This is a genomic window from Companilactobacillus suantsaicola (assembly GCF_004745525.1).
Lineage (GTDB): Bacteria > Bacillota > Bacilli > Lactobacillales > Lactobacillaceae > Companilactobacillus > Companilactobacillus suantsaicola.
On sequence record NZ_RKLY01000001.1, the window covers coordinates 133,125 to 158,103 of the forward strand.

Annotated in this window: 25 protein-coding genes; 15 read left to right on the forward strand and 10 right to left on the reverse strand. The window is 35.8% G+C overall.

Going from position 1 to position 24,979, the window contains the following annotated elements:
* Positions 1-25 precede the first annotated feature (25 nt).
* The 3 genes from EGT49_RS00650 to EGT49_RS00660 form a co-directional block, all read right to left on the reverse strand.
* Positions 26-1,021: an Abi family protein gene (locus tag EGT49_RS00650; RefSeq protein WP_135371032.1), complete on the reverse strand. Its 996-nt coding sequence runs from the start codon at positions 1,019-1,021 to the stop codon at positions 26-28.
* A 271-nt stretch (positions 1,022-1,292) separates the two neighbouring features.
* A complete protein-coding gene (locus EGT49_RS00655; RefSeq protein WP_135371033.1) occupies positions 1,293-2,258 on the reverse strand; it encodes an AEC family transporter in 966 nt (321 codons plus the stop codon).
* Between the two features lie 34 nt (positions 2,259-2,292).
* Positions 2,293-3,915 (reverse strand): malolactic enzyme, encoded by a 1,623-nt coding sequence (locus EGT49_RS00660; protein ID WP_135371034.1) that lies wholly within the window; start codon positions 3,913-3,915, stop codon positions 2,293-2,295.
* Between the two features lie 230 nt (positions 3,916-4,145).
* Between EGT49_RS00660 and EGT49_RS00665 the strand changes: the two genes are divergently transcribed.
* From EGT49_RS00665 to EGT49_RS00690, 6 genes are all read left to right on the forward strand, one after another.
* Complete coding sequence (locus EGT49_RS00665; protein WP_135371035.1) at positions 4,146-5,015, forward strand: LysR family transcriptional regulator; 870 nt, start codon at positions 4,146-4,148, stop codon at positions 5,013-5,015.
* 575 nt (positions 5,016-5,590) lie between these two features.
* Positions 5,591-5,857: a helix-turn-helix domain-containing protein gene (locus EGT49_RS00670; RefSeq protein ID WP_135371036.1), complete on the forward strand. Its 267-nt coding sequence runs from the start codon at positions 5,591-5,593 to the stop codon at positions 5,855-5,857.
* A complete protein-coding gene (locus tag EGT49_RS00675) occupies positions 5,857-6,309 on the forward strand; it encodes a low molecular weight protein-tyrosine-phosphatase (protein WP_135371037.1) in 453 nt (150 codons plus the stop codon). Before EGT49_RS00670 ends, EGT49_RS00675 begins: the two co-directional genes overlap by 1 nt.
* A 106-nt stretch (positions 6,310-6,415) precedes the next feature.
* A complete protein-coding gene (locus EGT49_RS00680; RefSeq protein WP_135371038.1) occupies positions 6,416-6,961 on the forward strand; it encodes a PTS sugar transporter subunit IIA in 546 nt (181 codons plus the stop codon).
* 19 nt (positions 6,962-6,980) lie between these two features.
* Entirely contained in the window at positions 6,981-7,682 is a 702-nt protein-coding gene (locus EGT49_RS00685; RefSeq protein ID WP_179949602.1) for an MgtC/SapB family protein, read from the forward strand.
* A gap of 141 nt (positions 7,683-7,823) precedes the next feature.
* On the forward strand, positions 7,824-8,330 hold the full coding sequence (locus EGT49_RS00690) for a hypothetical protein (RefSeq protein ID WP_135371040.1): 507 nt from the start codon (positions 7,824-7,826) through the stop codon (positions 8,328-8,330).
* A 298-nt stretch (positions 8,331-8,628) separates the two neighbouring features.
* On the opposite strand, the gene EGT49_RS12370 is transcribed toward EGT49_RS00690, so the two are convergent.
* A complete protein-coding gene (locus EGT49_RS12370; RefSeq protein WP_167849707.1) occupies positions 8,629-8,775 on the reverse strand; it encodes an SPJ_0845 family protein in 147 nt (48 codons plus the stop codon).
* A 99-nt stretch (positions 8,776-8,874) separates the two neighbouring features.
* Positions 8,875-9,432: a hypothetical protein gene (locus EGT49_RS00695; protein ID WP_135371041.1), complete on the reverse strand. Its 558-nt coding sequence runs from the start codon at positions 9,430-9,432 to the stop codon at positions 8,875-8,877.
* 172 nt (positions 9,433-9,604) lie between these two features.
* Here EGT49_RS00695 and uvrC point away from each other — a divergent pair, with 172 nt between their 5' ends.
* Together uvrC and map are read left to right on the forward strand one after the other, a co-directional pair.
* Positions 9,605-11,422, forward strand: a complete 1,818-nt coding sequence (uvrC, locus tag EGT49_RS00700) for an excinuclease ABC subunit UvrC (RefSeq protein ID WP_135371042.1) — start codon at positions 9,605-9,607, stop codon at positions 11,420-11,422.
* 11 nt (positions 11,423-11,433) lie between these two features.
* Entirely contained in the window at positions 11,434-12,270 is an 837-nt protein-coding gene (map, locus tag EGT49_RS00705) for a type I methionyl aminopeptidase (RefSeq protein ID WP_135371043.1), read from the forward strand.
* A 57-nt stretch (positions 12,271-12,327) separates the two neighbouring features.
* Here the strand turns inward: map and EGT49_RS00710 are convergent, their stop codons facing one another.
* The 4 genes from EGT49_RS00710 to EGT49_RS00725 all read right to left on the reverse strand — a co-directional run bounded on the left by EGT49_RS00710 (position 12,328) and on the right by EGT49_RS00725 (position 18,089).
* Positions 12,328-14,046 carry a hypothetical protein gene (locus EGT49_RS00710; protein WP_135371044.1) on the reverse strand — a complete coding sequence of 573 codons (1,719 nt, stop codon included), beginning with the start codon at positions 14,044-14,046 and terminating at the stop codon, positions 12,328-12,330.
* Positions 14,047-14,464: 418 nt separating this feature from the next.
* Positions 14,465-16,396: a PTS fructose transporter subunit IIABC gene (locus EGT49_RS00715; RefSeq protein WP_135371045.1), complete on the reverse strand. Its 1,932-nt coding sequence runs from the start codon at positions 16,394-16,396 to the stop codon at positions 14,465-14,467.
* Positions 16,397-16,415: 19 nt separating this feature from the next.
* Positions 16,416-17,336 carry a 1-phosphofructokinase gene (gene pfkB, locus EGT49_RS00720; protein ID WP_135371046.1) on the reverse strand — a complete coding sequence of 307 codons (921 nt, stop codon included), beginning with the start codon at positions 17,334-17,336 and terminating at the stop codon, positions 16,416-16,418.
* Complete coding sequence (locus tag EGT49_RS00725; protein ID WP_135371047.1) at positions 17,337-18,089, reverse strand: DeoR/GlpR family DNA-binding transcription regulator; 753 nt, start codon at positions 18,087-18,089, stop codon at positions 17,337-17,339.
* 194 nt (positions 18,090-18,283) lie between these two features.
* On the opposite strand from EGT49_RS00725, the gene obgE reads away from it, so the two are divergent.
* From obgE to EGT49_RS00760, 7 genes are all read left to right on the forward strand, one after another.
* A complete protein-coding gene (gene obgE, locus EGT49_RS00730; protein ID WP_179949604.1) occupies positions 18,284-19,564 on the forward strand; it encodes a GTPase ObgE in 1,281 nt (426 codons plus the stop codon).
* Positions 19,565-19,576: 12 nt separating this feature from the next.
* Complete coding sequence (locus EGT49_RS00735) at positions 19,577-21,505, forward strand: acyltransferase family protein (RefSeq protein ID WP_135371049.1); 1,929 nt, start codon at positions 19,577-19,579, stop codon at positions 21,503-21,505.
* A 14-nt stretch (positions 21,506-21,519) separates the two neighbouring features.
* The gene (gene rnz, locus EGT49_RS00740) at positions 21,520-22,446 is read left to right on the forward strand and encodes a ribonuclease Z (RefSeq protein WP_135371050.1); all 927 of its coding nucleotides are present in this window, start codon (positions 21,520-21,522) and stop codon (positions 22,444-22,446) included.
* 14 nt (positions 22,447-22,460) lie between these two features.
* Positions 22,461-23,258, forward strand: coding sequence for an SDR family NAD(P)-dependent oxidoreductase (locus EGT49_RS00745; RefSeq protein WP_135371051.1), 798 nt, complete (start codon positions 22,461-22,463; stop codon positions 23,256-23,258).
* Between the two features lie 14 nt (positions 23,259-23,272).
* Complete coding sequence (locus EGT49_RS00750; protein WP_135371052.1) at positions 23,273-23,593, forward strand: lipopolysaccharide assembly protein LapA domain-containing protein; 321 nt, start codon at positions 23,273-23,275, stop codon at positions 23,591-23,593.
* Between the two features lie 88 nt (positions 23,594-23,681).
* The gene (rpmF, locus tag EGT49_RS00755; RefSeq protein WP_135371053.1) at positions 23,682-23,864 is read left to right on the forward strand and encodes a 50S ribosomal protein L32; all 183 of its coding nucleotides are present in this window, start codon (positions 23,682-23,684) and stop codon (positions 23,862-23,864) included.
* A 63-nt stretch (positions 23,865-23,927) separates the two neighbouring features.
* Positions 23,928-24,662: a hypothetical protein gene (locus EGT49_RS00760; RefSeq protein WP_135371054.1), complete on the forward strand. Its 735-nt coding sequence runs from the start codon at positions 23,928-23,930 to the stop codon at positions 24,660-24,662.
* Positions 24,663-24,744: 82 nt separating this feature from the next.
* On the opposite strand, the gene EGT49_RS00765 is transcribed toward EGT49_RS00760, so the two are convergent.
* Positions 24,745-24,942, reverse strand: a complete 198-nt coding sequence (locus EGT49_RS00765) for a YjzD family protein (RefSeq protein ID WP_135371062.1) — start codon at positions 24,940-24,942, stop codon at positions 24,745-24,747.
* Between the last annotated feature and the right edge of the window lie 37 nt (positions 24,943-24,979).

Genomic DNA, 24,979 nt, shown 5'->3' on the forward strand with positions numbered 1-24,979 from the left:
AAGTGGTTTTAATTGTTTTCAATAATTAGATCAAGTTTGCTAACCGTTTGACAAAATCTACCGGAAGTTCACAACTATTTATGAATTTGTTGAATTGTTTATCTTTTTTAGTATTTGAGAAGTTTGAATTCTGCCATAGATTCAACTGATTTATAAAAAAAACTGAATCCCTTTTGTCTAATACAATTACTAGGGACACCATTAAGGCGAAGAGATCATTGTGACATAAGTTGTTGCTATAATATTCCTCGTTTGAAAATACTTGGACATTTGCAAAAAGTCTTAATCCGTTAATTTTTAAACTTTCTTTTGAATGATAGTGAATCAATCGATTTCCATGTGCTAAATTGTTTCTAAATTGGTAAGCGATTGAGATAATATTTCTGGTAAATTCAATGAGCACAAATTCTTGAGTATCTATCGTTTCATGGAGAAATGCTTGTTTTCTTTCATTCAAATTGAGAAGTTGAATTGTAACATACTTAGACCAATTAAAACGAAAAATGGAGAAAAGCATTCGAGCCTGGCCAAATGACAAATTTGATAACATTATCCATGGTGGGAGATCTCCGTATTCATTTTTGTAATATTTGGTAGGGTTATCCTGACATTTTTCAATAGTTTCATTTAGAAATGTGATAATTTTTTTTGCTTTGTTTACTCTTCTATATCTATTGGGAATTAGATAGTCGGTTCTTTTAACCCCTAATTCTTTTGCTATAATGTACGCCATGGATTCTTTGAAACGCTGTTCAAGATGAATAATTGATTGGAAGAGGATGTTTCTTAATTCATCTTCAATCGTATGATAGTAATAAAGATCGATTAGATGAACATTCTCTTGATATTCCTTTTTCCCTTGAATATAGAACTCTGATTTGTATTTGTTTACTAGACCGTAGTATCCAACAGATTGTAATAATTCTATAGCAAGTTTATCGTCGTCAATAATCATGCCTTTATTGCGTAATTTATTAATCATGTAGTTATAGTCGTGGAATTGAATCTCTTTTTTTGCCAACGAAAAACACCTCACAGTAAATTACTTACCATGAGGCGTTTTAACGACCCGAATAAAAATACAGGCATTTCAACTTATGATTTCATGGTAAATTGAACTTTAAATTTTGTCAATTATTTTTTGCTTTTTTAATAAGTTAAAGAAGGATGAACTGAATTCTTTTACTTGCGGTCATAGTTTAAATTACGAAAAAAAGCCGCCAACACGCAGAAGTTGACGGCCTTTTCTATTTTAATGGAGGATTTGAAGTGGTTTTAATTGTTTTCAATAATTAGATCAAGTTTGCTACTTGCATCAAGATTGGCACAACGATAACGAAGAGAACTGTTGAAGTTGTAACCAAGTTGGTTGCGTAATCGACATCACCATGGGATTGATCGACTAAGATAGGAAGAACAGCTAAACCAGGAGCAGCTGATTGGATAATGAATGAACTGCTTTCTAGTGCTGGTAGGTTAGTACCCATCATTGATTTTCCTAGAAGGATGATGCTGATCATAAGTGCAGGTGCGATGATAAATCTACCAATTAAGGCAAGGATTGTATCACGGTCGAATCTGATTGATTTCAAACCGGCGTCAGCCAAAATGATACCAATGTAGATAAGAGACATAGGTGTAACGATACCACCGACCATGTCTAAGGTTTTATTGATCCATTCGGGAACAGGAATTGCTAATAGTAAGAATACTAATGAAACTAAGAAACCAACTAATGGAGCTGGAAGTAATTTCTTCCAGTTGAAGTCTTTTTTAGCACCTTTTTCAACGGTTGGATCATCACTTGAGATGAAGAAGATACCAACAGCCCAAGTAGAAATTGTGTTCATAACATAGTAAACAAGGAAGTAAGGTAAACTCTTAGTACCAAATAAAGCCATGTTCAAAGGTAAACCAATGAAGATAGTATTAGCATTAACGAACATGTTAATGAAAGTACCACGACGACCTTTTCTGATCTTGAAGACCTTAGTTAAAATCCAAGCTACAATGTAGCCCAGTGTGAAACTGGCAAATGTGAAGACCAGCCCACCGGATAGACTTGCTAATTTGTCTCTGTTCAAGTACTTCAAAACAGAAACGAAGATTGAAGCGGGCAAAGCAATTTTCATAATAATGAATGAGATATTACCCTTAAATTCATCACCTAAGCGACCGGACCCTCTAAGCCAATATCCTAAGGCGATAACTAGTACGATTTCAGCGACACTTTCTAGAGAAGTGATAAATGCAGCCATAAAAAAATTCCCCTTTATTTAACAGTTTTAAAAATTAATATTTAGGTTCCCACTTAGCGTCGGCAACAGCCTTCTTAGCATCAGTAGCTGATGTTAGTTTTTCATCAATAGCTTGTTGAGCAACACCATCGGCAACAGTAATACTAAACTTGTCTAGTTTTGAAACTGGAGGAAGAACAGCAGCACCAGGTTGAGTAGCATCAACGATTCCGCCCAATGAGTGAGCAGCTTTGTTAATCATACCGTCTGAAAGAACTTTAACATTAACAGCCAATGAACCAAGACCAAGACCTGGGTAAACTAAAGCATTGTTTGCTTGTCCAATGTTATAAGTAACACCGTTGTATTCGATTGGATCAACAGGAATACCAGTAGCGATAAGAGCTTTACCGTCAGTCCACTTCAAAAGATCTTCAGCTTTTGCTTCAGCAAGTTTTGTAGGGTTTGAAAGTGGGAAAATGATTGGACGTTCTGTATGAGCAGCCATTTCCTTAACGATAGGTTCTGTGAATGTACCAGGTTGTGTTGAAGTACCAACTAAGATTGTTGGGTGAACTGCTTTAACAACAGCTTCCAAATTAGTTAATTCATCAGCATTTGAAAATTCACTACGTTGTCTTGTGAATGGTTTTTGTTCTGGAGTTAAGTCTTCTGTGTCATCGAACAAGAGACCTTGTTTGTCAACTAGATAGAAGTGTTTCTTAGCTTCTTCTTCAGAAAGTCCTTCTTCAACCATAGCGTCGAAGATTCTCTTAGCAATACCAGCACCGGCAGTACCAGCACCAAATGATAGGTAAACTTGGTCAGTAAGTTTTTGTTTAGAAATATTTAAAGCACCAAGAATACCAGCAAGTGTAATAATACCTGTACCTTGAATATCATCGTTGAATGTTAAAATGTCATCTTTGTATTTGTTCAAGATATTAGCAGCGTTACTTCTACCAAAGTCTTCAAAATGAAGATACATGTCAGGGAACAAGTTTTCAGCAGTTTGAACAAACTTGTCAACGAAGTTGTAATACTTGTCGCCAGTAACACGTTGATGGTGGTTACCCATGTAAAGATCATCAGCTAGAAGTTCTTTGTTGTTAGTACCAACATCAAGGACAACTGGAAGAACTGACTTAGGATCAACTCCAGCAGCAGCTGTATAAACCATTAATTTACCAACAGAGATGTCAACACCTTGGACACCCCAGTCACCAATACCAAGAATACCTTCACCGTCAGTAACAACGATCAACTTGATGTCGCGACCTTTAGCAGCGTTCTTCAATGATGCTTCCATTTCATCTTGGTCATCAATTGATAAGAAAGCAGCATTTTGTGGATCTAAGAAGAAATGACTGTAATTTTCAATTGTGTCAGCGATTGTTGGATCATAAACAACTGGCATGAATTCATTAACATGTTGGCTGAATAACTTGTAGAACAAAGTAACGTTCTCGTTGAAGATATCCATTAAGTAATTTCTCTTATCTAAGAAAGTAGCTTTCTTAGAATAGTTTTCATAAGCTTGTTCTACTTGTTGGTCCAAAGTTTGAACGAATGGTGGAAGCAAACCTTCGATATGGTTTTCTTTTCTTTCTTCTTTAGTAAAGGCAGTACCTTTATTTAAGAAATGATTATTGAGTAAGTCTAAACCCTCAAATTTCATAAATGATTCCTCCTAAAATATTCTTTTATCATATAGATATTACAATGCTTCCATTTTGTATACATATCAGAATTATAAAAATAAAATATCCAATATTGAATAAATAATAATTCACATACAATATATGAAATATGCAATGTCTTTAATTAACTTTCGAATGTATAATAATACTTGATAAAAAATATAGTCAAATATGTGTACTTTGATAAATAAAATTTATAGGTGAGAAAATGAACTTAAAGGATTATCGATATTTCAAAAAATTATCTGAATTAAAGAACTTTTCTGATACTGCTAACTTCTTTGGTGTCAGCCAGCCGACGATAACTTATTCGGTTAAAAGGCTTGAAGAAACTTATGGTCTGTCATTGATCAAACGTAAGAGCTTTGCTAATTCTTTGTCATTAACATATGCCGGACAACAGTTGCTATCACACATTAATCGAATCCTCTTGGAAGATGATTTGATCAGTGATGACATGGAAAGAATCAAACGTGAAAAAATTGTAATGGGGTGGCCACCAATTATTACCAACTATGTGATCCCCAAGGTTTTTGATCGGTTGCGAGATGCCGATTTATTAAACTCAATTATTCCAGTTGCCAAAAGTTCGCGTGAATTATTGACGCAGTTAAAAAATGGTGAAATCGATCTGTCATTGTTAGGGTCAACGATATTACCCCAAGAAAATCATCTTGATTATCAATTGATCAAAGAGCATCATTTTAAATTTATTGCCTCCGCAAAACGTGACGTTTCAAAAATCAAGACAGTAGAAGATTTATTCGATGAGGACTTTATTTCTTTGGACGAAGGATCAGTCCATAGTCGAGTTTTACAGCACATAATTGAACGGTACAATGTCAGTCCTAATACGATGTTTAAAACTTCGGACTATCATTTGATGATGAACTTAGTCAAAGCTGATAAAGGCTTTAGTTTTGTCACTGAGACCGCCATACAAGGAGTGCCAGGTATCCAAACGATTGATATTGATGAAATTCAATTGCCACCATTTTATATTTTGTTTGTTTATCGACATAATATGGTAGGAAACGAAACTTTGGCACATTTGATGCACATTTTCAAAAATATTTAAATCTGCGATATCAAAAAATTGTGGTATACAGGTCTAGTCCAATGATGTAAAATAGTTTTTGCCAATGGGTAATGGCATTATTTGAATAATAGTGAGTAAAAATGTACGAAAGATTTCATATGTGAATGGAAACCTCAAAAATATATCATCAATATTTTAAAAGTATTTACATTTATATTCCATTATTATCAAATTTTATAATAAAAATGAATCAAAAATTATGGGATAGTTCATTATTCGATTCATTTAAAGTGGTAAAGACCATTTATTATGGTCTTTTTACTGTTTTATAAATTATTATTTATAAAAATATGGTGACTTTTGTAAACTGAGGGAAAATGGCAAGTCGTGTGTTACTATTGTTTGTGGGGAATGGTTATGCTGTTGACTAGATCCCCCTGATAATTTCATGATTACAAATTGACAAAATTGTCGGATAAATGGTGGTTCCTCCCTGAGCTACCATTTTTTTTGTGCATTTTTTTACTTGTGGTTCGAAAAACTGCATTAGAGCCAGAAACAACAATATTTTCTATGGTATAATTTTTGTAATAAGCTATTTAGGAGTTTTTAGTATGAAGTACAACGAGGGTCAACAAAAAGAAATTGCACAATATGCGGTAGAACATGACAACAACTATAAAGCTACTGGCGAAAAATACGGAATCTCATATCAACAAGTAGCTGCTTGGGTTAGAAAATACAATAAGAAGACAAAATCTGTCAAAAAAGTTGAGACGAAAAAGGAAACACAAGCCAATGCACTTGATATTTTGAGTCGTAAGGATCCTATTTTGGAAGCACAACTACAAGAAGTTAAGAGACGCTTAGGACTAGAATAATGAAAAAAATTATTTTTGTTTGTTTAGGTAATATTTGTCGCTCGCCAATGGCAGAAATGATGATGCGTGATTTAGTTACTCAAAGGCATTTAGACCAAGTGATTGAGGTAGAATCTCGAGCTACTTCAACTTATGAAATCGGCAATTCTTTACATCCTGGGGCAATAGCTGAATTGAAAAGGGAGAATATTCCGTTAGTACCACATTCAGCACAGCAAATCTCTCAAGCAGATTTTGATTCTGCGGATTTGATTATTGGGATGGATCAACAAAATATCATTGATTTGAAGGCTATGTCACCAGAAGCAGATCGTGATAAGATCCACCTAGCTTATGAAATAATGAATAAGCAAAAAGTGATTGAAGATCCCTGGTATAATCACAAGTTTGCTCGAACTTTTCGTCAATTGTCAGAAGTTTTGCCATTATGGTTAGATAAATTAAGTAATTAAAATAACCAATTTAGTTTTGAATAAATTGGTTATTTTGCTTTTAAATGTGAAAAATTTGGATAAAAAATTGTATGATGAGGGTATTGATAATTGGAGGCGGTTTGTGATGGCTAATTCTTTGTGGAAACGTTTTAAAGATGCTTTTTCTTCAGATGATCAACCTATTCAAACTAATGATGTTCATTCGATGGCTAATAAAAGTCGTGCCCAGGAAGAAGAGAAGTGTGATTTCACACAAATTCTTACATCTGAACATATTTTTACAGAAGAAGACTTACATTCTCAGTCAGAGGTCTTAAAACGATTGAGTCAAGTTTCTGGTGAAAATCAAGAGGAAATTTATGGGGCTCTCTTAGTGCGTGAAAAACAAGCCTCAACTAATTTGGGTGAAGGGATGGCTTTGCCGCACGTACAATCAGAGAATATTTCAAAATTAACAATGATCATTCTTAAATTAGAAAATCCGATTGACTGGGGCAATGACAAAGTCAGTTTAGTGTTTGGTTTATTGATTCCAAAACCGGATTCAGACTTTGAACACGTTAAGTATATGGCTGGTTTATCAAAAAAATTATTAAAACCAAGTTTTGTTTATGCTTTGAAGGAAGCCACTACTGCTGAACAAATTATCAATTTATTAACACAGAGCTAGAGATAATGGAGGGATTATTTTGAGTCAGTTGAGTATTCTGAATGTCGTAATTCGGCTCTTGTTAGCAGTCATTTTTTCTGGAATAATTGGACTCGATCGTGCTTATAAGCATCGTCCAGCTGGTTTGAGAACGCATATTTTGGTCTGTCTGGGTGCTTGCATTATTGCTATGATTCAAAAGAATATTGGCTTTGATGCTTTAGAGATGGCACGTCAATATCCCCAATATAAAGGGGTTATTCGAGCTGACGATGCTAGATTGATAGCTCAAGTAGTCAGTGGTATTGGCTTTTTAGGTGCTGGTACGATTATCGTTGAGCACCATTCAATTCGTGGATTGACTACTGCTGCAAGTCTTTGGGTCGTAGCTTGTTTAGGCTTAGCCATTGGTATGGGAGATTATATTATTGCTATTGTCGGCTTCTTAGTCGTGTATGCAGTTTTAGGATTTCTGAAAAAAATTATCAAGATCAGTCCAGTTCGAAAGCTGAAGATTGAATACAAGCATAAAGTCGATACCAAAAAATTTATTGACGAATTCTTTCAACATCATGATATTACGGTTGAAGGTGTTAGATTCAGTGTTTCAAAAATTGATGATACCAAAGTTTATACGAATGTTTATTCAATAGATTTTGGTAAAAATATTGATTATGTCGATATTGTCGAGGGACTATCGATGAATGAGAACATCATTAAAGTTGAAACAATCAATGTCTAACTCATAAAAAAATATCCCTAAACAAATTTAGAGATATTTTTTTATGCATTAGGATAATGTATATGTATTTAAATAATTAAGTCTATTTAATTCATTGTAATTTGACTAGACCTCTGTTATTTTTACATTCGGGGGAATTAAATGATAAAAATATTACGATCCAAATCGCTCATTGTTTTAATTTGTTTAGTCATAGTATTAATTAGTTATTTACTTCTATCCAAAAACAGTGTCGTTGGGAGTATCTCAGAGACAGAAATTACTTTGACCGCTAATCAGAAAAGAGAGCATAATTCAGATTTTGAAGAACAGAGGAAAGATTATGCTTTTGTTTCTTTTGATAATCTGTATGAAAATACATCGCTTTATTTTGGCTCTAAGATCTACCAAGTTGGTCATATAAAAAAATTAGATTCTGAACATAAATATATGTTAGTAGCACTTGATGGAAACGATGTTTCTAAAATGTGCAAGATTAAATATAATTTAGCAAGTTTTGCACAAAATATCAGTAACTTAAAAGAAGATGATGCGATAAAATTTTATGGAAAAGTTTTATCGGTAGATAATTATGTAAACGAAAAGGGTCGTGAAATGAGCCGACCAGTGATTTCTGCTAATTTTATTCAGATGAAATTACACAAATAGGGGGATAACCATGCCATTATTTAATAGTGTCTTGGACGATAATTTTGAATATTTAATGTATCAAGAATTAATTGATCTAAGAAATATGGAAGATAATCTTGATATTGATTAAGATAATGGGCTAGGAAAACCAGATTGGTTTTCCTGGCCTATTTATTTTGACCAAACAAAAAAACTCTTTGGATTGATCGGATCCAAAGAGTTTTCATTTTAATATCAAAAGGGTTCTTAAAGAAATAGTAAAAATAAATGGCATTCACTTTTTAAAAGTGACATTAAACAAGAGAAGTTTTAATTACTATTTTTTAGATTCTTTTTTATCTTTGACAGATTTTTTATCTGCAGAATCTACGCGTTTTACGTTTTCTTTTACATCATCGGGAAGAGAGGCAAACTTATCAAACAAACTGCCAAAATCATTTTCGCGTTTCACTGTTAAGCCCATCGGTATCAGCCCCTTTCAGGTTTCTATATATCTAAACATATTATAGAACGTTTTTTATTAAATAACAATTGTTCTAGCGGACTAATTGTAACTTATTGACTAAGCTTTAACAATCTTACCTGTAGCAATTGGTAAAGTTGTATGAGCATCGTAACTGCCAACTGCTCCTGCGACTGATGCTGGTAGTTGGAGATCTGAAGGAACACCATGAACGTAAATTACACGTTTATCTAATTCCAAATCATCAGTTCCAAAGACTTCTTTAAATTTCTTTTGAAGTTCCTTTAGTGGAACATCGATTTCATATTTGAAGTGGCCATTCTCATCAGAAGTAGGGTAGTTGTCATTAGGAATGTTCATCTTATGAGGTGCATTATCAAATGGCACCATGGTTGTTCCGGAAACAGCTTCCGTCTCGGGTAGGTCGACTAGTCCGTCGTGATTTGCATCTTGTGCGCTAGTAGCGATTTGAGCATCTTTACCATCAGGAAAACCGTGGAAATGTTCCCAGTGTTCAGTATTCTTAGGTGTATCAAACATTTCAATCTCGATATGAAGAGAGTCATCCGTTTCAGTAAAGTTTGCTGTACCATGAGCTTTGGTGCCGATAAATTCATCATTTAATGGAACGATTTTAGCTAAATATTTTTTTGTCATAATTATTATCTCCTTGTACATTGCGTAAAATTAAATTGTTCAATATACATTATATTCTTAAAATATATTCATGATAAATAATTTGCTCATAGTTAGAAATTACACAAAAGTTGACAATTGTCCAAATTAACTTAATATTAAATAAGTTCGAACTAGATAGGAGGGGATATTTTTGGCAACTGAATATCTTGAACACAAATTGAGTCTCTTACCTCCCAGACCAGGTTGTTATTTGATGAAAGATATCAACTCTAAAATTATTTATGTTGGGAAGGCTAAAAACTTAAAAAATCGGGTTCGGTCTTACTTTAAAAGCTCTCATGAAGGTAAGACGGCACGATTAGTTTCAGAAATTCGTGATTTTGAAACGATTATCACTTCAAATGATAAGGAAGCTTTTTTATTAGAAATCACTTTGATTCAAAAGCATCAACCTTACTACAATATTAAATTAAAACGTGGAACTGGTTATCCGTATATTAAGATCACAAATGAACGTGATCCGAAAATGGAAATTACTGGTTTAGTCAAAAATGATGGTGGTTATTATTACGGACCATATCCCAATGTTTATGCAGCGTCTAATACGTTAAATTTCTTGCAAAAAGTTTATCCTTTGAGAAGATGTCAAGGAAATTTGGGTAGGCCTTGTTTGTATTACCACATGGGACAATGTTTAGGAGCCTGTTTTAAGACGGTTCCCGAAGAGAAGTATGCTCGTCAGATTGAAAAAATTAAAAAATTTTTAGGTGGTAATGTTGGCGAGGTTAAAGGTCAATTAACTAGAAAAATGGAAACTGCCGCCAAAAAAATGCAGTATGAACGAGCAGCCGAGTTACGTGATCAAATTAAATATATTGAAACTACGGTTGAGAAACAAAAAATTATTTCTAATGATAGTACACCGCGTGATATTTTTAATTACTACGTTGAAAAGGGTTGGATCTCGATTCAAATCTTCTTCATTCGTCAAGCTCGGTTGATGAAACGGGAAAAGAAGGTCTTTGCTTGTATCAATACTCCAGAAGAAGAATTATCGACCTTTATTTTGCAGTTTTATAATCGTCGTAACCAGGTTTTACCTAAAGAAATTTTAGTTCCTGATAATTTGGATAAAGATACTTTGTCGCAAGTTTTAAATGTGCCTTTTAGAACGCCACAACGCGGTCAAAAAAAGGATCTAATGGACATGGCAGCTGAGAATTCTAAATTGGTGCTTCAAGAAAAATTCCGTTTGATGGAACTGGACAATCGTCAAACCTATGGAGCTCAACAACAAATTTTTGAAGCGCTCGATTTACCATATGGTCATGTAATTGAGTCGTTTGACCACTCACACATCCAAGGAACTAATCCTGTTTCAGCGATGGTCATGTTCAAAGATGGACGACCTGAAAAGAGTGGCTACCGTAAGTATAAAATTAAAGGTGAGGTTGAACATCAATCTGGTGCCGACGAGGCTGCCAATACGCGAGAAGTTATTTACCGGCGCTATTCCCGTTTGATCAAAGAAGATGATAATCTCCCTGATTTAATTTTGATGGATGGTGGTATCATTGAGTTACGTGCAGTAATGGATGTTTTAACTAATGAATTGGGTATCGACATTCCAGTTGCCGGCATGGTCAAGGATGATCACCATAATACTTCACATTTAATAGTTGGTGAAGATGGAATCGAAGTGCCTTTGGATCGAAAGAGCCAAGGATTTTATTTGTTGCAAAGAATTCAAGATGAAGTGCACCGTTTTGCAATCACTTTTCATCGTAAAACCCGCAGCAAAAATGCTTTATCGTCCCAGTTGGACAACATTCAAGGTGTTGGTCCTAAGACTAGAACGAAGTTATTAAAGAAATTCGGTTCAGTTAAAAAGATGAAAGAAGCTTCGATTGAACAGTTAACTGATTTGGGGATTCCCAAAACAACAGCTCAAACGATAAAGATTACTTTAGCAAGTACTAATTTTCATAAGAAGTATCACAAAGGATAAGGGGAGATAAAATGATTACATTAAAATCAGATCGAGAAATTGAAGGAATGCGTGAATCCGGTAAAATTTTAGCTGGCGTGCATTTGGGACTTAGAGATATTATTAAACCTGGGATTTCAGCATATTCAATTGAAGAATTTGCTAATGACTATATTGTTAGTCATGGTGCCACTCCTTCAGAAAAAGGTTTTGAAGGCTATAAGTATGCCACTTGTGTTGATGTCAATGACGAAGTAGCTCACGGAACGCCTAGAAAAGATTTGATTTTACAAGAAGGCGATTTGGTCAAAGTCGATATGACCGTTAGTTACAAAGGTTATCAAAGTGACTCGTGCTGGAGTTATGCGGTTGGTTCTGTTAGTCAAGAAACTTCTGACTTAATGGAAGTAACCAAGAAATCGTTGTATCTAGGTATTGCTCAAAGTGTTGAAGGCAAACGTTTAGGAGATATTGGTTATGCTATTCAACATTACACTGAAGATGAACATGGCTATGGGGATGTTCGTGAACTTTGTGGTCACGGTATTCAACCAACAATGCATGAACAACCGGATGTTTTGCATTATGGACAACCAGGTCGTGGTTTGCGATTGAAGAATGGTATGACAATTACCATTGAACCGATGATCAATGAAGGTACTTGGGAAATCGTTGATCGTGAAGTCAAAGATCCTAACGATGATTGGATTTATTACGCAAGTGCCGACGGTTCTTGGTCAGCTCAATATGAACATACTTTGGCTATCACACCAGATGGTCCTCAAATATTAACATCACAAGATCCTGCAGAAGATGAAAAATATTTGAAGTGGGCACGTGATTATTTAAAAGAACATAATCAAGCTTAATAAAAAAAGGCCGAAATTTTATTTTCGGCCTTTTGTGTGTAATCAAGAAAGTTGAAACTATTTTACTAATACGTCAGATGCATTGACGAATTCGTGTGATGCAACTCGGAAATGTTTGGTTTCACTGTCACCTAGATAGGCGATTCGATCATATTTCCAAGCAGTTTTGGCAGCTAAGCCGCGGTTGGTAACTTGTTTCATATTACTGTTTACTAGATGTGTGATTTCGGAATTCATCGTTTCGACAATTCCTTTTGTTGGCTCGTAACGGTAAATGTCGCAAGCTTTGACCCATTCATCGGTGGCAATGCGGTAATACTTCTCACCATCGATGATAATGATACGATCAGAACGCCAATCCGAATGTTGTGCTAATTTTTTATTCTTTTCTGCGGTCATTTGACCATCCTTTAGAGAATAGACGGCAACCGTGTCATTCATAGTTCCAACATAGCCGTTGAACTTAGTTGGTTTATTGTTAGGTAAATTGTTGTTGGTTGAATTGTTGTTGCCGGGTTTCTCTCCGGATTGATTATTTTCGCTACCAGTATCTGGTTTTTGAGTTGAGTTTTCGTCTGGATCAGGTTTTTCGTTCGAATTGGAGTCACCATTATTCGTGTCATCCTGATTGATTGACTCATAATAAATTTCCAGGGTACTAGTACGACCAGTAAACATATCACTAACTGGAACTTCATTATCTTCTAATTCTTCGCCGGTAATTCCATAAATTCCAGTATTGAGCATGTTGTTAGTACTACCGTCTCCAATATTGTCAAAATTGCGACCAAAGACACGGTAGAATAGAGCAGCACCAGTTTGGATACCAGTTCCCAACTGAGGTAAGTACTCACTAGTTGAACTATAAGCTGTTTTATATTTGTTCAAGGTGGCAACTGTTGGATCGGGTAATTTTGGTTCTTCTTGGAAAGGAATTGTTCCGTTGAGTTCGCCTTTGACAGTTCTTGATAGATATTCTTTGTTGTCGAGGTAAACTTTAAAATTGATCGTGTAAGGTTTAGCTTTCTTTAAATAAACGGTAAATTCATTATTTTTTTTATTGATTTTTTTTTCGTCGTACTTTTGAATAATTGGGTCGTCGAAATCAACATCAGTTGCATTGTCATTTAAAGGAATGTATTGAGCCAAGCTTTCGAAGTCTAACTCATAAGCATCGAAGTATCCCACGGGATATGGTGCCTCATTGATCTCTTCTAATGGGGTAATGATAAATTCACTTTTGCCTTCAGCATCTGGTTTGAAGGCGTGTTCTTGTTCGTGAACGAAGAGTTCTTTTTTGGTATCTTCGGTGACGTAATGAATTTTCGCCGTACCATCAACTAATTTATAGCTGGGATGGGTGGTTTTTTGACCGTCAGAAATGAGCATCAGGCTTTGACTGGTTTCGTCATAGACTATTTCTGAGTTTTTTGCTTTCGGCGCGTATTCTAAATCTCCACCCCAATTGGATTTTGTTTCGATATTGGGAAGCATGACACTAACTTTGTGGTTATTCTTCAATTCAGACATTTCGCTTGCGTCTAATTCTAAAGTTACATTCTCTAATAATTCATTAGCAGACGAATATGCTTCAATCGAAAGATTAAGTGTTTGAGGAAGACTGTTTAAGTCAACTTTCTCATTTAATTTAATTTCCTGTGAATCGGTTTTGATACTTTGATTCATCTCTGCTGATAAGACAGAAGCGGGTTGAACCAGGGGAGCACTAAAGCCTCCTAAAATAAGACTAGATAACAATAATGCTTTGACCTTCATTGCAAGAAACTCCTTATGTAAATTATTAGTTTTTCAAGTTAATACTTGAAAGTGTTTCCAAGTATACAGAATAAAACTACTAATTTGAACAAGAAAATTAGAAATATATTAACAAACAATGAGGAAATACAAATGATGTTGTTTTCAGTATTTTTCAAAAAAATTATAATTAAATGAAAAAGTAGAGAGTGAAACAAGAGCGTTCAGCTTCCGGAGGATAGCAGAACTTCACGAATTGCACGCATTTTGCGGGCGGTTTGGGAAGTTTTGTTATCTTGTAGGAAGTTGCTCTTGTGTAACTCGTTTCAGTTCGATAGCAGCATATAACAAAAAATAGGTCATGGTAATCAACGATTACCATGACCTATTGTCTTAATGTTCGAGAGTGGACCATGTCCTGTCCGGCTCTCTTATTAGTTTATTTATTGTTTTTAGCAGGTTTCCAAATACCATAGATAACACCTGAAATAATCGCACCAATAACGACAGCTAATAAGTAAAGCAATGGTTTGTTAGCTAGTGGTGTAACGAAAATTCCACCGTGAGGAGCAGGAACATTAACGCCCCAAAGTTGTGTCAAACCACCACTGATAGCTGAACCAATAACACTTGAAACGATAACGTGTAATGGATCTCCGGCAGCGAATGGAATAGCACCTTCAGTAATGAATGATAAACCTAAGATGTAGTTTGAAAGACCAGCTTGTCTTTCTTGTTCAGTAAATTTGTTCTTCCAGAATGTTGTAGCAATGGCGATTGCAAGAGGTGGAACCATACCACCAACCATAACAGCAGCCATTAAAGCACCATCTTGTGTTGCAGTAAATGTACCAATAGCAAATGTATAAGCAGCCTTGTTGAAAGGACCACCCATATCGATTGACATCATACCACCAAGCAAGGTACCTAAGATTACGGCATTACCAGTTCCCATTGATTCTAGGAAGTGAGTAATTGCGGCATTAACAACCGCGAAGACTGGATCGACGATGAAGTACATGATAGCTCCGGTCAAGAGCAAGCCTAGTACTGGATAAATCAAAATAGTTTTCAAACCAGCAAGAGAATGTGGCAAGTTCTTGAGCCATTTCTTTAAGAAGACGATTACCCAACCAGCGATAAAACCAGCTAGAAGACCACCGATGAATCCGGCAGGACTCTTAGAACTAACTACTGAAGCAGTAGCTTGTGAAGCCATATAACCACCAACAAAACCAGGTAGTAGAGCAGGACGGTCACCAATTGAAACAGCGATATAAGCAGCTAGAACTGGAATTAAGAAACTAAAAGCATAGTTACCAACGTTGTTAAAGAATAAGAACCATTGTGATTTAGCACCAACGGAGTTTTCTAACAAGAAGGAGATAGCCATTAGAATACCACCACCGACAACGAATGGAAGCATGTTACTGATACCATTCATTAGATCAGCGTAAATTCTTGACCAAAGTGATTTCTTTTCTTCGGATTCTTCTTCTTCAGAACTTGCGCCACCTTCATCGTGGAAGACTGGGGCTTTTTGTTCAACTGCTAAGTTGATCAATTCTTCAGCTTTATTGATACCATCACTGACAGGACGGTTAACTAAATGTTTGCCATCGAAACGAGGCATTTCAACCTTTTTGTCAGCGGCAACGATAACACCGTCGGCACGATTGATTTCATCAGCAGTTAGTCTGTGCTTGACGCCTTCAGAACCGTTAGTTTCAACTTTGATGTCGACACCCATCTTTTCAGCTTGTTCTTTTAGTGCGGCTTCAGCCATGTAAGTGTGGGCGATACCAGTTGGACAAGCAGTAACAGCAACGACATAAGGCTTTTTCTTGTCGGAGTCAGTTTGGGCAGCGGCTGCGGCAGCCTTAGCCTTTTCTTTTTCTTCGTCAGCCTTATCTTTAGCTTTCATTGCTTCATCGAATAAGTTTTGTACTTCGTCAGCTGTCTTAGCAGCCTTCAAGTTCTTAACTAATTCTGGATTGATCAAAAGTGATGAAAGTGCAGCTAGAGCTTGTAAATGCAAATTGTCAGCACCGTCTGGAGCGGCAATCATAAAGAATAGGTAAGCTGGTTGTCCATCGAGTGACTTGTAGTCAATACCTTTGTCACTCTTAGCGAACAAGACAGTCGCACGTTTAACAGCTTTGTCACGAGCGTGTGGCATAGCGATTCCATCACCAATACCGGTACTTGTTTGAGCTTCACGTTTTAAAATGTCGGATTTATATAAATCTTTGTCATCGATGACGCCGACTTGATAGTACTTATCAACCATTTCTTCAATGGCTTCCTCTTTGGTAGTGGCTTTCAAGTCCATAATCATGGCATCTTTTAACAATAATTGTTTCAAGTCCATTATTAAGAGTCCCCCTCAATTAAACTTCTGTAATATTAATTTGTTTGTAAACTTCGTCAATTTTTTCTTTAACAGCTATATCTTGACTAAAGGCAGTAGCTGAACCACAAGCGGCTCCCATGTGGAAACTTTCGATTGGATCTTTAGTTTCCATAAAAGTTCCCGCAAAACCAGCAATCATTGAATCACCTGCACCAACTGAGTTGATGACTGTACCCTTAGGAGCATTAGCTTTATAAGCTTTGTCCTTAGTTACTAGAAGGGCACCATCACCAGCCATGGAAATCAAAACATGCTTAGCACCTTTTTCTAGTAATTTACGAGCATAAGTAATTATTTCTTGTTGGTCTTTGAATTCAACGTCGAATAACTCAGCTAATTCGTGGTGATTAGGTTTAACTACTAGTGGATGTAGTGGCAAAGTATCTAACAATGCTTGACCAGTAGTATCAATAATAAATTCAGCACCTTGAGCCTGAATTTTTTTAGCAATATCTAAATAAAAACTTGCATCAAGATTTTTACAAAGGCTTCCAGCCATCACGACAATATCGCCATCACCGACCCCATCTAATCCATCAATAAATTTTTGACGTTCATCGGTGGTAATGGCAGGGCCGGCACCATTGATCTCTGTTTCTTCTTTTTGATCAACGGCGTTGATCTTGACGTTGATTCTGGTGTCTTCACTAACTTTTGTAAAGGCTGTTTTTAAGTTGTGTTGAGCTAGTAGTTCTAGAAACATCGAACCAGTGGCACCACCAACAAAGCCTAGGGCAGTTGAATCAATTTTCAATTCCTTCATAATTCGGGAAACGTTGATTCCTTTTCCACCGGGAAGTTTGACATCGTTTTGGGTACGATTGACCTCACCAGTATTTAAATTCTTCAATTGTAAAACATAATCGATTGAAGGATTGACTGTAATTGTATAAATCAATTAGATTGCCTCCGTAATCTTGGTATATTTAGTCAAAGTGTTGGCTTCTTTTTCTGACAGTTTGCTAGTTATTAATGGAACCTCATCTAAAGTAGCAAAACGACTGAAACTAACTTGCGAAAACTTGGAACTATCAGATAAAACGTAAGATTGATTGGATTGTTTAATAGCTAAACTCTTGATTGCTGCTTCCTCAGGATCTGGTGTAGTGTACCCAGTATCAATCGAGAAACCATTTGCTCCTAGAAAAGCACGATCAAAATGATACTTTTCTAGAGTTTGAATGATATTTGAACCAACCAAAGCCTTAGTAGATGACTTTAATTTTCCCCCCGGAATAAATGTGTTCACGTTATAATCAGCCAACATCGAAGCGTTATCGACACTATTGGTAATGACTAACAAGTCTGTATGTTCAATTAAATAAGGAATCATGAAAGAAATCGTTGTTCCTGAGTCTAGGAAGATGACTTCATGATTTCGAACTAAGTTTGCAGCTGTTTGACCGATCATTTTCTTTTCATTAATATGGACAGCTGCTTTTTGGGAAAGAGCTGGTTCCTCATGTAATGAAATAACGTTTTGAGCACCGCCGTGGATCCGTAATAATTTATGACAATTTTCCAAATCTTGCAGATCACGACGCAAGGTGGACTCGGAAGCACCAGTCAGTGGAATCAAATCGTGGAGTTTGACAATATTGTGTATTTTTAGTTGTTCTAAAATAATTTGTTGTCTTTCTTCGGTAAGCACTTTCATCACCTCGCAAGAAATATAATACAACCATTATCGGTCAAAATCAATCAAAAAATCTCAAAAACGGTCAAAATCTTTCAAGCAATATTATCCAATTAATAAAAAACTGGACAATTGACCATAGTTCCAAGTATTATGAAGTCTGATTTTGTGCTAAAATTTAGAAATGATAATTAAGTTTAGAAAGGGGGATTTTAATGTTTGTAGATAACGTTAAAATCACCGTAAGATCTGGAAAGGGTGGCGACGGCGCTGTTGCCTTTCGTCATGAAAAGTATGTTCCCCTCGGTGGACCTTCGGGTGGTGATGGAGGCCGCGGTGGAGATATTATTTTAAAGGCTAATGAAGGTATGAATACCTTGATGGACTTTAGATATAAGAGAATTTTTAAAGCTCAACCTGGTCAAAATGGTCAAATTAAAGGAATGTATGGTCACAAAGCTGATCCAGTTTACATCGTGGTTCCAACAGGAACTTCTGTTTATGATGAGGATTCTGGAAAATTAGTTGGTGATCTTACAGAAAATAATCAAGAATTAGTGGTAGCAAAAGGTGGAAATGGTGGACGAGGTAATATTCATTTTGCCAATTCCAAGAACCAAGCACCAGAAATTGCTGAGAATGGTGAACCTGGCCAAGAGAAACATCTAAAATTGGAATTGAAGTTGATTGCAGATGTTGGTTTGGTTGGATTCCCTTCAGTAGGGAAATCTACCTTATTATCAGTTGCAACTTCAGCTAAACCTAAGATTGCGGCTTATCACTTTACAACTTTGTCACCTAATTTAGGGATGGTTAAGCTAGAAAACGGTCAAGATTTTGTTATTGCCGATTTACCAGGTTTGATCGAAGGTGCATCAAACGGTGTTGGTTTAGGTATCCAATTCTTGCGTCACGTAGAAAGAACACGTGTTATTTTGCATTTAGTCGACATGGATCCCAATAATGGTAGAGAACCGTATGAAGATTATTTGGCTATTCGACAAGAATTAGGTAATTACGATGAGAACGCTTTGAAACGTCCTGAAATCATCGTACCAACAAAATTGGATATTCCTGGTTCAGAAGAACGTTTAGCTGATTTCAAAGAAAAATTGGGTAGCGATGTTGATATTTTCCCAATTTCAAGTATTCAACATACTGGTGTCAAACAGTTGATGAATCATACGAGTGAAGTATTGTCCAAAGCAGAGCCAATTCACTTTGACGTGCAAACTGACGATGCTAAAGAGTACAACTTTGAACCTGAACAAAAAGCCTTCACGATCGAAAAAGATGGTGACCATAGCTTTGTTGTTAAGGGTGCTAAAGTTGAATTATTGTTGCAAAGAACTAATTTGGATCATCAAGATGGAATTATGCGATTTGCTAGACAACTAAAATCAATGGGAATTGAAGATGCATTGATTGATGCAGGAGCCGAATCTGGAGACTCAGTTACAATTCTCGATTTCAATTTTGAATTTATTTAGGGGCTATAAAATATGAATAAATCACCGAAAAGAAGATTTATTACTGGATTTGATGGACTACGTACTTTAGGAGTTATCGGTGTTATCATGTATCACTTGAATCCTAACGTTTTTTCCGGCGGATATTTGGGTGTACCAATCTTTTTCCTAATATCGGGTTACTTAATCACAGATCATTTCTTTAATACTGTTGATTATGGTGGTTCATTCTCATTAAGTAATTTTTATGTCAAAAGAATCAAAAGACTTTATCCGGGGATGCTGTTTGTTTTACTAGCTTCCGGGGCTTATATCGTCTTGTTTTTAAAAGATTTGCTCTATCATTTTGATCAAATCGTTGCGACAAATATTTTAAACGTTTATAACTGGTGGCAAATTTTTAATGGTCAATCTTATTTTGAAAGATTCGCCAATAATGAATCACCGTTTACTCACTTATGGACACTATCAATTGAAGGCCAATTTTATATTGTTTGGCCAATTCTTTTGATCCTGTTTAGTAAGTTTCATGTCAAAAAGAGCCGCATCTTTGGCTTTGCCATGGTAGTTTCAATTGCTTCCGCAATCTGGATGGCAATGCTCTATAAGCCAGGTGTTGATCCAAGTCGTATTTACTACGGAACTGATACAAGATTGTATTCAATTCTTTTGGGCTGTGGTTTGGCACTGATTTGGCCAGCTGAAAAATTAAAGTCTGGCCTGCATAAGAGTGATAAGTGGAAATTAAATCTCATCGGCTTACTTTCATTTGCCTTAATGATTTTAATGATTTTTACAATTAAAGATTCAGATCCAATCCTTTATCGCGGTGGAATGTTTATTTTCTCTGTAACCACATGTATTTTCATTGCGGTCGTGGCTCATCCAGACTCAATTTGGAACGGTTTGTTATCAAACAAAGTTTTCCATTACGTCGGCTCAAGAAGTTATGGCTTGTATCTTTACCAATTTCCAGTCATGATTTTCTTTGAATCAAAATTCAAGAATATTGCTGATCATCCGATTTTGTATCCAGTAATTGAAGTGATTTTAATCGTTCTTGTAACCGAATTTTCGTTCAGATTTGTTGAACAACCATTAGCACATGCCAAGTGGAGTGATGTGAAGAATTTCTTCCGTTCATCATCAAGTTTGCAACGTGTCTTGGCTTTAGTAATTGCTATCATTGGAATTACCGGATGCTACGGCGTGGTTAAAGCAGTGGATGCACCAAATCCAAATGTTAATCACAGTCAATTGGCTAATAAGATCAATAAGAACGAAAAAGCTAATAAAAAGAAGAAACAAAAAGCAATTGAGAATTTGAAGAAGAACAAAGAGAAACAAAAGAATGTCACAGGTAAGATGTCTGATGCTGATTACGAACGTTATAAGAAAGCAGCTAAGGATAATCCAATCAATACCGAGTTCGAAAAGTATGGTCTAACTCAGATTGATTTACAACGCCTAAAGGATGTTCCTTTGACAGCGGTTGGAGATTCTGTCATGGCTGATGGATCGGACAATTTCTTGAAGTTGTTCGATGATAAAAAAGTTATTGTTGATGCTGCTGTCAGTCGTCAGTTAACTGCTAGTTTGGATATCTTACAAAACTATAAGAGTCAAGGTGTCTTAGCTCAAAATGTCTTAATTGGCTTAGGAACTAATGGTCCTTTCAATATGCAACAAATCGGTCAAGTTATGGATATGGTGGGTCCAAGTCGACATGTATATTGGATCAACGTTCATGTGCCAACTAGACCATGGGAAAAGACTGTTAATAGCGTCTTAAACGAAGCTGCAGGGAAGTATAAGAACCTAACAGTGATTGATTGGTATAGTATGTCACAAGACCACGCTGATTGGTTCTACAGTGACAATGTCCATCCAAATCCTGAAGGTTCAATGTATTACACTTCTTTTGTTGCCAAAGAAATTTTGAAAACATTAGATAAAAAGTAGAATAGGAATTATTTATGGAATTAGAATTTTTAGGAACAGGCGCTGGAGTCCCCTCAAAAGGACGCAACGTTTCTAGTACAGCTTTGAAAATGTTAGACGAAAGAAATGAAGTCTGGCTTTTCGATGTTGGTGAAGCTACACAGCATCAAATATTAAGAACGGCAATTAAACCACGTAAAATTACAAAAATTTTCATTACACATTTACATGGTGATCATATTTTTGGCTTGCCAGGTCTGTTGGCTAGTCGCTCAAATCAAGGCGGCAGTGAACCCTTGGAAATTTATGGCCCTGTTGGAGTAAAACTGTTTGTTGAAACTTCATTGAAGGTAACTGGTAGTAAATTAAGCTATCCAATTAAATTCATTGAATTGAAAACAGGCGGTGAAATTTTCAATGACAGTACTTTTAAAGTTTATGCGGGCGAACTAAAACATCGAGTAACTTGTTTTGGTTATCGAGTAGTTGAAAAACCACGTGTCGGTGAATTATTAGTCGATGATTTAGCCAAGTATCACATTCCTAATGGTCCTATCTTTGGTCAATTGAAGGCTGGTAAGACAGTCACTTTGGAAGATGGAACGGTCATTAATGGTCAAGATTTCATCGGTCCAGAAAAACCAAGTAAGATCGTCACGATTATTTCTGATACTCGCTATACACCAGAAATTGATAAGTTGTGTGAAAATGCGGATGTTATCGTTCATGAATCGACTTTTTCAAATGATGAAAAGAAATTGGCGTACAATTACTTTCACTCGACAGCGACTCAGGCAGCCGAAGTAGCTAAAAGAAGTCATGCTAAAGGGTTGATTCTAACCCATATTTCTGCTAGATATACTGGTAGAGGGGCTTTAGTATTGCAAAAAGAAGCTCAAAAAATCTTTAAGAATACTAAAGTAGCTAAGGATTTTGATTTGTTTGAAGTACCCTTTAAATAGAAAAGAGGATGATTATGGTTAATTTATTGAATCAAACAGTTGTTGTCACTGGTGCATCTTCCGGAATTGGTAAAGATGTTGCGGTCAATGCCGCAATTTCTGGAGCTAATGTGATCTTGATTGCTCGTAATCAAGATAAACTCTTACAAGTTAAGAATGAGTGTATTCGTGTTGGTGCAGAGAGTGCTCAGCATGAATTCATCAGTATTGATATGAGTGATCCGGAACAAATCAGTTCAGGCGTTGAAAAAATTTTTAACCTCACAGATGATGTTGATGTGTTAGTCAATGCTGCTGGCTTTGGAGATTTTTCGAATTTCTTGGAGACTGATTTTGGTAAAATCGAAAAGATGTTTCGAGTTAACGTTCTTGGCTTGATGCTGTTGACGCGTTTAGTGGCTGAAAAGATGATCGATGAAGGTCGGGGACACATTTTTAATGTTGGTTCAATGGCTGGTAAGATTACAACACCTAAGTCTGCTGCTTATGCAGCAACTAAAGCAGCTGTAATCGCATTTTCAGACGGTCTAAGGCTCGAATTAAAGCCAATGGGTGTTTGGGTAACAACTATCAATCCAGGCCCTGTAGACACTAATTTCTTCAGTGTGGCTGATCACAACGGAACCTATCTCGAATCAGTGAAGAATTTTGTGCTTGATCCAAATAAATTAGCTTGGGAAATCGTAAATACGTTTAATAAAAATAAACGTGAGATCAATCGTCCAAGAATTATGGAATTAGCAGCCGTGTTGTACAAATTGGCTCCAAGTTTAGGGGATTACTTTGCTGCGACACTTGGAAATCGTAAATAATCGAGGATAAAAATATGAATGGTAATGGGAAACAAACAAGATTTGTCATAGGATTAGTCATTGCACTGATTGTAGTAATTTTTGCAGTGTTAAATGTGAATCCAGTTACAGTCAGCTTTGGATTCACGCGTGTGAAATTACCGTTGATCATTTTGATTATTGTTTCATTGTTATTAGGGGCTCTTATCACTTTGCTATTGGCAAGTACTGGTAAGAAAAAAGATGACAAACTAAATCGTCATGCTCAGAAACAAATTTCGAACGTAAAAGTTTCTCATGACAGTCAAATTGCTGATGCATTGAAAGAAAATAATGCAAAAAAGCAAACAAAATAGTAATTTTGCTTGCTCAAACGTTTTTATGATAGTATTATATTAAACGTTAGATTTGATTAAGTAATACAAATAAAGGAGTTTTTTAAATATGGCAGTTCCAAAGAGAAAGACATCAAAACAAAGAAAACGTCAAAGACGTGCACATCTTAAATTAAGTACACCAAACATGCAATTCGACGTTGCTACTGGTGAATACCGTTTAAGTCATCATGTTTCACCATCAGGTATGTACAAGGGTGAAAAAGTTATCAGTGATAACAAAGAAGCTTAATTAAAAGTCAAGTCAATTGGTCTTGGCTTTTTTTTAATATTTTAAACGAGTGGGGAAATAACTATGAGAAAACTAAAATATTTATTTTTGTTGGTTATTCCACTATTCTTTTTATTGCTTACAGGGTGTTCAGAATTAAGCTTATCAACGACGAAGAAATCATACAGTGCTGATGGTTTAGTAGCAATCGTTAAAGGACGCGCTGCCAACTATCAGAAGTTGACTTATACCGTTAACGGAACGACCAAAAAGGTTGCAGTTGACGGTGGACATTTTGCTATTTCAATTCCAGTTTCCAATAATAATCAAAATGTTCGAATTAAAGCGGTCAATGGGAAGAATACTGAGACAAAATTGGTTAAAGTTAAAAAGGCTAAGGCTTTAACGGATTACCTAACTTTTGCTCAAACGTATAACTACACGATGTTGTCAATGGGGCAATCAAATGATCAATTACAGTTGATTTCTAAAAATGGCATCACGACCCATAAAAAGAATGATGGAACGAAATGGTGCTTCAACGTGCAAAACAATCAGTTAATGGGCGTTGCCACTAAGTTTTCATATAAAGATTTGAAATCAAAATCTGGTCAAAAGAATATGGCGACTGATTTGATGATCGTATCTAAACTTTTGGGTGCTGATGGTGAGAAGGTTCTGAAAGAATTTGGTAAGCAAACGAAGAATGCTGATAAAAATTCTACCAAGACCTCAATGAGTCAGATCACTTCAAATGGTGTGAATTACAATATTAATTTAACAACTAATGAATTTTATTTGTATATCACAAAATACTAAAAATAGACCAGGATAATCAGATTACGGTTATCCTGGTCTATTTATCTTTATATTGAGAACAAACAAAAAAACGCCTAAATCACTAAGCGTTTTTTTGTTGTTTTTCATCTTTTACAGAACTGTCAAGAATCAATGGAATGACACTGAAGATGACAGCGAATACTATACTAATAATGATAGAATAATTCATATTGTAAGTTTGTTGGTTCAAAGCACCACCGATAAAACCGGCAACTTGACCAAGCATGATTGACCAGAAAATTACAGCAATATATCTCATTTCTTCCATCTCACTTTCTCAAGTAGTTTAGCACAAA